The sequence below is a fragment of the Mycobacterium sp. ENV421 genome (assembly GCF_002887815.1).
In the GTDB taxonomy this organism is placed as follows: domain Bacteria; phylum Actinomycetota; class Actinomycetes; order Mycobacteriales; family Mycobacteriaceae; genus Mycobacterium.
The window spans coordinates 1-8,980 of sequence record NZ_PDHO01000066.1; the positions used below are offsets into that span (position 1 = coordinate 1).

At 63.4% G+C, this 8,980-nt stretch carries 10 protein-coding genes; all 10 read left to right on the forward strand.

Annotated elements, in window-relative coordinates; translation table 11 throughout:
- Positions 1 to 93 precede the first annotated feature (93 nt).
- A complete protein-coding gene (locus tag CRM90_RS28835; RefSeq protein WP_102810290.1) occupies positions 94 to 1,686 on the forward strand; it encodes a ferritin family protein in 1,593 nt (530 codons plus the stop codon).
- A gap of 115 nt (positions 1,687 to 1,801) precedes the next feature.
- Entirely contained in the window at positions 1,802 to 2,998 is a 1,197-nt protein-coding gene (locus CRM90_RS28840) for a ferritin family protein (RefSeq protein WP_102810291.1), read from the forward strand.
- Between the two features lie 70 nt (positions 2,999 to 3,068).
- Positions 3,069 to 3,602 carry an MmoB/DmpM family protein gene (locus CRM90_RS28845; RefSeq protein WP_102810292.1) on the forward strand — a complete coding sequence of 178 codons (534 nt, stop codon included), beginning with the start codon at positions 3,069 to 3,071 and terminating at the stop codon, positions 3,600 to 3,602.
- Positions 3,603 to 3,616: 14 nt separating this feature from the next.
- Entirely contained in the window at positions 3,617 to 3,805 is a 189-nt protein-coding gene (locus CRM90_RS28850) for a hypothetical protein (RefSeq protein ID WP_102810293.1), read from the forward strand.
- Positions 3,806 to 3,842: 37 nt separating this feature from the next.
- Positions 3,843 to 4,886 carry a 2Fe-2S iron-sulfur cluster-binding protein gene (locus CRM90_RS28855; protein WP_102810294.1) on the forward strand — a complete coding sequence of 348 codons (1,044 nt, stop codon included), beginning with the start codon at positions 3,843 to 3,845 and terminating at the stop codon, positions 4,884 to 4,886.
- Complete coding sequence (locus CRM90_RS28860; RefSeq protein WP_102810295.1) at positions 4,879 to 5,445, forward strand: methane monooxygenase; 567 nt, start codon at positions 4,879 to 4,881, stop codon at positions 5,443 to 5,445. The genes CRM90_RS28855 and CRM90_RS28860 overlap by 8 nt, the downstream gene beginning before the upstream one ends.
- A gap of 68 nt (positions 5,446 to 5,513) precedes the next feature.
- On the forward strand, positions 5,514 to 5,786 hold the full coding sequence (locus tag CRM90_RS28865) for a DUF4242 domain-containing protein (protein ID WP_102810296.1): 273 nt from the start codon (positions 5,514 to 5,516) through the stop codon (positions 5,784 to 5,786).
- 472 nt (positions 5,787 to 6,258) lie between these two features.
- On the forward strand, positions 6,259 to 6,990 hold the full coding sequence (locus tag CRM90_RS28870) for a zf-HC2 domain-containing protein (RefSeq protein ID WP_102810297.1): 732 nt from the start codon (positions 6,259 to 6,261) through the stop codon (positions 6,988 to 6,990).
- Between the two features lie 63 nt (positions 6,991 to 7,053).
- On the forward strand, positions 7,054 to 7,221 hold the full coding sequence (locus CRM90_RS31625) for a hypothetical protein (RefSeq protein WP_502693334.1): 168 nt from the start codon (positions 7,054 to 7,056) through the stop codon (positions 7,219 to 7,221).
- Positions 7,222 to 7,279: 58 nt separating this feature from the next.
- Positions 7,280 to 8,683 (forward strand): mycofactocin biosynthesis glycosyltransferase MftF, encoded by a 1,404-nt coding sequence (gene mftF, locus CRM90_RS28875; RefSeq protein WP_102810298.1) that lies wholly within the window; start codon positions 7,280 to 7,282, stop codon positions 8,681 to 8,683.
- Positions 8,684 to 8,980 lie beyond the last annotated feature (297 nt).

Genomic DNA, 8,980 nt, shown 5'->3' on the forward strand with positions numbered 1-8,980 from the left:
GCCCACCCACCCGGGGCAAGCCAACTCAGATGTCACCTATTCGTGCAGCAGACCCTGGTCTCAACGTCGGGAACTGGAGAAAGGACTCTCAATATGACCGCTACTCTGCCCGGAAAGGTTTCCGGCCATCCGTCGGCGCCCCACGCCCACGTTAACGGCCAGGAGGTGCATTCCTGGCTGATGGACCTCGGCTGGGACGCCGAGACCGTGCGCGGGAAATATCCGACCAAGTACACGTTCGACCCCAAGGCCCAGGAGCAGTTCAAGCTGGTCGTTCGCGATTACGCCCGGATGGAGGGCGAGAAGGACGACCGTCAGTATGGCAGCCTGCTGGACAGCCTGGCGCGCATGCAGGCCCCGAAGCGGGTGGAACCGCGCTGGGGCGAGGTCATGAAGTTGCTCGGCGGGGCCCTGGAGCTTGGCGAATACGCTGCAATGGCGGGTTCGGCGGTGCTTTACGACACCACCCGTTCGCCTGAGCTGCGCAACGGCTATCTGAACCAGGTCGAGGACGAGGTCCGCCATACCACTCAGGTGCACTACCTGACGAAGTACTACGCGAGCCAGTACTACGACCCCGCCGGCTTTACCGACATGCGCAAGTGGCGCTACATCAACCCGCTGTTCGCTCCCGACATGCAGGCCTTCGGGGAGAACTTCTGCTCGGGCGACCCGGTGTTCGCCTCGCTGAATCTGCAGCTGGTCGCTGAGGCATGTTTCACCAACCCGTTGATCGTGGCGATGACGGAGTGGAGCGCCGCCAATGGTGACGAGATCACCCCGACGATCTTCTTGTCGATTCAGTCTGACGAGATGCGCCACATGGCCAACGGCTACCAGACCATCGTGTCGGTCGCTCACGACGCCGAGAACATGAAGTATCTGCAGACCGATCTGGAGAACGCGTTCTGGCTGCAGCATCGCTTCGCCACCCCGGTCGTGGGCGCCGGCTTCGAGTACGGAGCGGTCAACCGGCTTGAGCCGTGGGCGCGGGTGTGGGACCGCTGGGTGTATGAGGACTGGGGCGGCATCTGGCTGGGCCGACTGTCCAAGTTCGGCATCGAATCGCCCCGCAACCTGGCCGATGCCAAACGCGAAGCCTACTGGGGCCACCACTTCACGTTCGCTGTCGCGTACGCGCTGTGGCCGCTGATAGGCATCCGGATGGACCCGCCCAACGCGCGCGACATGGACTGGTTCGAGAACAACTACCCGGGCTGGCACAGCGAGGTCGGTTACCTGTGGGACGCGTGGCGCGACGCGGGCATGACTGATCCGGCGAACCACTCCTTGCCCCTGGAGACACTGCTGCAGGCGGGAGCTTGCCTGCATATCTGCCGGGTGTGCCAGTTCCCGATCGTCACCCCGACGCTGGGCAAGGCGATGGAGAACATGCGGATCCTTGAACACAACGGCCGCAAGCACGCGCTTTGCTCGCAGTGGTGTGAGCGGATGTTCCTCAAGGAACCGGAACGCTACCAGGGGCAGAACCTGCTGGAAAAGTTCGACGGCTGGGACATCGCCAGCATGGTCGAAGCCGCTGGCGCGGTGCGCAGCGACGGCAAGACGCTGCTGGCGCAGCCACACCTCAACAGCGAACGGCTGTGGACGCTCGACGACCTGCGGGCCTGCAACGTGGAGATTCGCGACCCGCTCAAGCACGGGGTGTGCGCCGTCAAACGTTGACGGAGCCGCGGTTCCGACCGAACGGGCGAATCGTTCGGTTCGCTCGGTCGGAACCTGTCGCGCCCTAACTGTCCAACTGCCCAGCCCTAATCCGACTGAAATCGAGGATCATCGAATGACTACCGAACTAGACCACGACCCGCCCGCGATGGAGGGGGTGCGGAGAGCGTTCCTGAACCCGGCCTACGATGTGGAACGCGAACCACTGGAAACGCGGCGAACCTCGCAGTGGTACGCCAAACCGTATCGCCGCAGGATCTCCGAGTACGAGTCGCTGTTGCTTTACGCTCAGCCCAACCCGGACTGGATTCCCGGCGGTTTGGGTGTCGGCGGGTTCTGCAACAAGTTCTCCGGTGGCCGTGCCCCGTGGGAGAACTACACCACCGAGGCGAAATCGTCGGATTGGTTTGTGTTTCGCGACCCGTCCGGCCGCGGACAGCCCTCATATGTGGCGCAAAAGGCCGAAGAGAACGAAGAAAGTGGGCGGCTATTCGCCACTTACGCCGCGCAAGGACTCTACCGCGACCTCGACCGGGAATGGGCGATGGAAGTCCTCCCCGTCATTTTCGGCGCCTACGCCCACCACGAATACGGCCTGTTCATGGCCCTGGGTTCCCCGGCACGCGACTCACTAACCGACGTACTGCGGGTCGCGATCATCACCGGAGCGATGGATCACCTCGACAGCGCCGAGATGATCCAGGCCGAGAAAGTCTACCTGTCCCACAATGTCGACGGCTTTTCCGCCGAGGTGGCGCCGGCGCGGGAGGCGTGGTTGTCCAACCCGGCCTACCGAACCGCCCGCGAGATCATCGAACGCATGTGGGGCGACGTATATGACCACATCGAGGCGGTCTTCGCGGCATTCATGGTGCACGAACCGCTGTTCGGCCGTTTTGTCCGCCAGCAGTTCTTCCATCGCCTGGCGCCGCTGCACGGTGACCAGCTCACTCCGGCCATCGTGTGGCCGTCGATCAACGCTTCGGAGATCGGCGCGAAGTGGGCGTTCGAACTGTTCGGTCACATGCTGGCTGGAGATCCCAAGTTCGGCGACTACAACAAGTCGCTGATGAGGCTGTGGGCCCGCGACTGGGCGATGCAATCGATCCAGGCGATGGCCGACTTCGTTCCGGTCTTCGCCAGCACGAGCACGCTGCGCAATCACGTCAGCACCGAGCAGGTCACAGACGCTGCCCGGACCGTCATCGGCGACTGGGCGCGCCGGTACGCGCCCGTCTTCGAGCTGGATGTCGACGTCGAAGACCTCGTGCAGCGGGTGCGCACCGGTTCATCGAAGGCCGCCCGAACATGACGAGGGCGCCGCTTTTCCTTGCTGGTCCGGGCGGCGTGGCCGCACGGTTAAATCCGAGATGGAGACTGACATGACAGTAGACGATCAACCGGCTCCTCCCGCGCCCGCGGAGACCAAGAAGCAACGGCTGCGGACAATGACCACCGCAGAGCGGGTGGCAGCGGAATTCAATCCCGAGGCGCTCGCCGAACGAATGTACGGGGCGGGGGCCGAGGCGCCGGTGCAAGAAACCCGACGGGTGGTTCTGTGCCTGATGAAGTGCGCCGAGATTGAAATGGTCATCGAGGAGCTGGAGGACATCTACGCCGACGACGACACGTTCATCGTTGAAGACTGTGGCACGTTCTACCACCTCCAAAACGAAGAAGGCTTCGAGATCGACCTCGACATCATGGAACCCTTGATCGGGCACCGCTATGACGTGTTCGACTTCATGGTGAACGTGACCACGACCATCGGCCGCGCCTACAACGACGGCAACAAATTCGTCATGAGCACCAAGCTCATGGGGTTGGAAGAGGATCTTCCCAAGTTCCGTCCAGATGCGCACGACGAAGACGAGGACCCCGACTTGAACCACATCCGCGGCGCCGGGGAGCGGTAGCGGGCAGTCCCGGGATGGATGGCGAAGAGACGATCGTCTACCAGGACGACGAGTTCGTCGTCGTCGTCGAAGAGGTGGATCCGTTCTGGCAGTGGTCGATCTATCGAGGAGAGGCCCAAGTGCAGAACGGGGTCGCCCTCAGCGAATCCTCAGCGCGTCTGGCTGGCCTGAAAGTGCTCACCTACCTGCAGGGACGGACATGACCGGCGATTACAGCCGACACGAGTTTCGGGAGAGACATTGACCCACACCGTAAAACTGTTCTTCGACGACGACCACGAGGTCAGGATCGAGTGCCGACCTGACGAGGACGTGATCACCGCCGGGCTGCGCCAGGGTCTGATCCTAATGAGCGAATGCCGCGAGGGCGTGTGCTCGACATGCAAGTGCTTCCTCGCCGACGGCGAATACCAGCAGCTGATGTCTCACTCGGTGTACGCCCTCTCACCGAGCGAAGAGGAAGAGGGTTACGTGCTGGCCTGCCGGTTGCGACCAAGCACGGACCTCGAACTCGAATTCGACTATCCCTTCTCGATGGCGCAGCAATATGAGGAGACCGAGCGCCGCGGCAGCATCGAGGAAGTTGCGATGGTGTCCGACACGGTAGCCCGAGTCGTGGTGCGGACACTTGCGGCCCAGGACCCGTTGACTTTCCTGCCCGGTCAGTTCGCGCGAATCGTGCTCGCCAACGGCGTCAGCCGCGACTTCTCGATGGCAAACATGCCCGACGACAGCCGGCGGCTGGAGTTCTTCATCCGCGTCTATCCCGACGGCGAGTTTTCCAGCTATATCGGCAACGGCGCCCAGCCGGGAGAGCAAATCAGCCTGCACGGACCTCGAGGCAAGTTCGTGTTGCGAGACAACGAGCACACGCCGGTGTTCATCGCCGGGGGCACCGGACTTGCGCCAGTCCTTGCGATGCTTCGACAGATGGCTGCCAGCCAGCCGAACCGGCCGGCGGTGGTGATTTTTGGCAACACGAACCTCGGTGATGTGTTCTGCACGCAGGAACTGAAAGCGCTCGGCCAGCAGCTGCCGAACCTGCGCGTCCATACCAGCGTGATCAACCCGGACCCTTTGTGGACCGGCGAGGTGGGCTCCGTCGTCGAGGTTGCCGACCGCGTACTCCGGGAGGCCAAGCAGGCACATTTCGAGTACTACTACTGCGGCCCACCACGGATGATCGAGGCGACGACCCGGATGCTCGAAGCCGCAGGGGTTCCGCGAGAGTTGCGCCACCACGAAGATTTCGTACCTAGCAGAATGGAGGAAGGCAATGGCTGAAGAACAACGATCGGGACGCCGCCGTGCGCGTGAACAGGAAACGCTCGGCGCTGAGTTCCGCCTCGACCCGTCGCCGTATGGGGACACCGAGATGCGAAACGAATGGGCTGCCCGCGCCGAGGCGCTGTCCGATCTCGATGAAGCCGTCGCGACCCTAATGAAGTGGCGATCCGACCATTGGGACCGCCAAGACCAGGACAGCCTCTGGATAGAGGCGCGGCTCGAAGAACGAGTAGCGGTGCTTCGGATGGACTCGATGACTGATGAAGAGTTCCGATCCCGGACCCTAACCGGGGAGGACGCCCACGAGGTGTGCTCGCGTACCGCCGAGGCCGCGCGGGTCGCCGGATCCGACTACAAGGAATTAGAGCGCATCAACGACGCATTCCGTTCTCGGTATAAGCCACCGATCATGCCAACCAACCTGTTCATGCCGGTCGAGCGCGACCTGAGCGAAAAGCTCATGACCACACGCACAGTCGACTGGTACGGCAAATCCATCACCGAACTGCGGGAGGAGCGGGGAGTGTTAGTGCACGCGGCCCCGCCTGCCGAGTAACCCTCGGCGCAGCAACTGATGCCCGGCCGCGGATAGCAGCCAAACAACAAAGAAAGTGCAGGTCCCCTATGCCCAGATTCGTCATCGAACGGGCCGTGCCCGGCGCCGGACAATGGACTGACGAAGAGGTCCGCGATATCAGCGCCAAGTCGAACGAAGTTCTCGACGACATGCCCCAGGTGCAGTGGCAACAAAGCTATGTCGTTGACGACAAGTTGTACTGCGTCTACGTAGCGCCCGACGCAGAGAGTGTCAAAGAGCACGCTGTGCGGGGTGGCTTTCCGGCTGACAAGATATCGGAAGTACGTCGGGTGATCGACCCGACCAGCGGTGGCCGCTAGCGAGCTGACCCCGCCCACGATCGAGCGGGACTCTCCAGTCACGGCATCCGATTGGTCGGCGCATCCCATTCCTGGCGTTGTTGATGGCTGGCTGACGGCGAACCAAACCGCCGACGGCTTGCTCTCACTGCGGGTCAGGCTGGGCGGACAAGCCAGTGGCGCCATCGGGGGGGACGCGATCGAGATCGTCATCCAACCTGACGCTGCTGTTCGCGTCGCAGAGATACTCGCGACGGCAGCAGAAGGACTAGACGCGCACGGTTGTGCGGACAGGCAGAACGCATGGGTTGCGTGCAGGGTGGGAATCAGTCGACGTCTGAACCGCGGGGACGCTCCCCAATCTGGGTAGGTGTGTCCGTGGATTGCCCGCAATTGACGGTTGGATACATCGCCGAGCGAAAAGACTGTCGTTGACTGACGGCCCGGCGTACCCCGAATAGCCGCGGGATCTGGGATGAGCCACCATAGATTGATGAACTGCAGCCTCGCGCGCGAGGCGCTGTCGGCGCGAATCGACGGCGAGCGCGAACCAGTGCCTCGACAGAGGACCGACAAGCACCTCAAGGCCTGCGCCGAGTGTCGGGCCTGGTATCAGGCCGCCGCCGGGCAGGCGCAGGGCCTTCGAGATCTGGCGCGGGTCGGTGGGCTCCTCAGCCTGCCTGGTGGGGTCGAGGGTGCACCCGCCAGCCCCGTCGATCGTTCGAGCCGCTTGTCCTCGTTGGCGGTCGTGGGCTGGGCGCGGTGTGCCCTCGCGCTGGTTGGCGTCGTTAGCTTGGTGCTCACGGCAATGCAGTTGACCTTCGGGCCAAGCCAACGCAGTGATGCGCTAGGAATCCACCTGTTCGGGGAGTCCACGGCGTGGTCGATCGCCGTTGGAGTGGCGATGATCTTCGCCGGGGTGACGCCGGCCGCCGCCGCCGGGCTAGTCGGCGTACTGGGCATCTACTCGATCGTCCTGGCTGTGTACGTCGTGGTCGACGCAGCCGACGGCGTAATCAGTCCCATCCGCGAATTGGTGCACATACCGGTGGTCGCTGGTGCCGTGTTGGCGTTCCTGGTCTGGCGCGGATCGCGATCACCGCGGCCCGCCCCCTCTGGCGCGGCAGTATTTGAGCCAGACCGTGCCTCTGCTGTCAGCACACGACCGATTCGAGCCGTCTCCACCCCGGTGGGCAAGTCGCCGCGGGGCGGCTCTGCGGCATAGTCTTCCGGTTCCACAGCGCGCGGAACACGCTCCGGCTGGCCATCGCCTTCCACGAAAGGGGATCTGCAATCCGTGCACATGCACCCTCGAGCGTCACAACCGACAGACCGATCGCCCGCGGAGGCGCCGATCGTTGCAGGCCGACAGCCAAGGGGCATAAATCGTGTCTTCATACAATTCCAAACCCACGGCCAGCTCCACACCGCACAGATCACCGTCCTCGCGCGGTAGCGTCTACTCAGTGAGGCCGCAGGCGCAAATCGCTCGGGGAGACGCCGAGTTCGGCGCGTTGGGTCTGCCGATCGGGTTTCAGGTGGAGCTCGACGCACGGGTGCGCATCCTGTCTGACGGAGCGGCCCTTCTCGGTGGCGCGCCGACCCGCCTGTTACGGCTGACCCCGAAGGCGCAATCGTTGATCGTCGGCAGGCAGCTGACTGTGCGCGACGCCGTGACGGCGAAGCTCGCTCGAACACTGCTCGATGCTGCAGTAGCCCATCCCCGCCCGAACTTCTGTCCCTCGGTAGACGACCTCACCGTGGTTATCCCTGTGCGCGACAACCTATCCGGGCTTCGCCGGCTCGTGTCGACCTTGATTGAGATTCCTGTCGTCATCGTCGACGATGCATCGCTGGACCCGATCGACGCGTCTCACCTGGGCGATCCGGGCGCCAAAGTGACAGTCATTCGCCATGATTCCAGCAGAGGGCCGGCGGCAGCGCGCAACACGGGCCTTGCCGCCTGCACCACCGAATACGTGGCATTCCTCGACTCGGACGTCGTGCCGCGCCCCGGCTGGATCGAGGCGGTCTTGAGACACTTCAGCGATCCGGCTGTCGCGCTGGCCGCCCCCCGGATCGAAGCATTCTCCAGATCCGGGGGAGTGGTGGCCCGCTACGAAGCGATCCGTTCATCGCTGGATCTCGGGACCAGCGAGTCACCTATCGTTCCCTACGGGCCGGTGTCCTACGTTCCCAGCGCCGCGATTGTCGGCCGGCGCGCAGTACTGGTCGAACTCGGCGGGTTCGACGAACAGTTGACCTCGGGCGAAGACGTCGATCTGTGCTGGCGGCTGTTCGACAGCGGAGCCCGCCTTCGCTACGACCCCAGTGGTTTGGTGGCCCACGACCATCGAGTTTCACTGAAGAAGTGGTTGGCGCGAAGAGCCTTTTACGGGACGTCGGCGGCGCCGCTATGGCGTCGGCATCCCGACAAGATCGCACCGCTGAAGTTGTCGCGTTGGACGCTGGCGCTGTGGTTGTTAATCGCCACGGGGTCACGCCTCAGCTGGGTTTCAGCGGTGGTGGTTGGGGTCGGGGGCACCCATCGGACTGCGGCTGCTCTCGCCGGTGTAGGACTGCGGCAGCGAGACGTCGCGGTGATCGCGACCGAAGGGATCGTTGGTGCGGGCATGCAATTGGCTTCAGCGCTGTGCCGTCAGTACTGGCCTGCTGCTTTGTTCGGCGCGATCGTGTCGAGACGGATTCGCCGCGTGGTGGTCGCCAGTGCGGTCGTCGACGGCGTCACGGACTGGTGTAACCGGCGCGACAAAGCCGGCGAAACCGATAGACACATTGGACTATTGACATACTTGGTCCTGAGGCGGCTCGACGACCTGGCCTACGGAACGGGTCTATGGAGCGGGGTAGTGCGTCACCGCACAGTGGGCCCGCTGAAACCGCTTTTCTGCCATTGAAGGCCATGCCCCGCGGACGGTTCGGTCAAGGGCGCAAGCCAGCGCCGGTTGTGTTCCCGCCGAACGACTTTCGGGAAATCCGACGTGTCACGTCACCGTCGGTGAACACCGGCCAAGCCGGGCACGCCCACAGCGGTCTTCGACCGACTCAGCGCCAAACCAGAACCGTCATCGACGGGCGCGTACTTGGCGAGTCCCCGATACCAAGTCCATCCGGAATTAGAGTCGGGTTGGTTTGATGCCAATGCCGTTAACTTTGGCGTCACCGCAGGTCAGTGCATTCTGTGGTGAAACATG

Excerpts from the sequence above, each read along its gene's own strand:
- CRM90_RS28850 (WP_102810293.1), top strand. The coding sequence starts at position 3,617 with ATGGATGGCGAAGAGACGATCGTCTACCAGGACGACGAGTTCGTCGTC.
- CRM90_RS28845 (WP_102810292.1), top strand. The coding sequence starts at position 3,069 with ATGACAGTAGACGATCAACCGGCTCCTCCCGCGCCCGCGGAGACCAAG.
- CRM90_RS28835 (WP_102810290.1), top strand. The coding sequence starts at position 94 with ATGACCGCTACTCTGCCCGGAAAGGTTTCCGGCCATCCGTCGGCGCCC.
- CRM90_RS28840 (WP_102810291.1), top strand. The coding sequence starts at position 1,802 with ATGACTACCGAACTAGACCACGACCCGCCCGCGATGGAGGGGGTGCGG.
- CRM90_RS28860 (WP_102810295.1), top strand. The coding sequence starts at position 4,879 with ATGGCTGAAGAACAACGATCGGGACGCCGCCGTGCGCGTGAACAGGAA.
- CRM90_RS28865 (WP_102810296.1), top strand. The coding sequence starts at position 5,514 with ATGCCCAGATTCGTCATCGAACGGGCCGTGCCCGGCGCCGGACAATGG.
- CRM90_RS28870 (WP_102810297.1), top strand. The coding sequence starts at position 6,259 with ATGAACTGCAGCCTCGCGCGCGAGGCGCTGTCGGCGCGAATCGACGGC.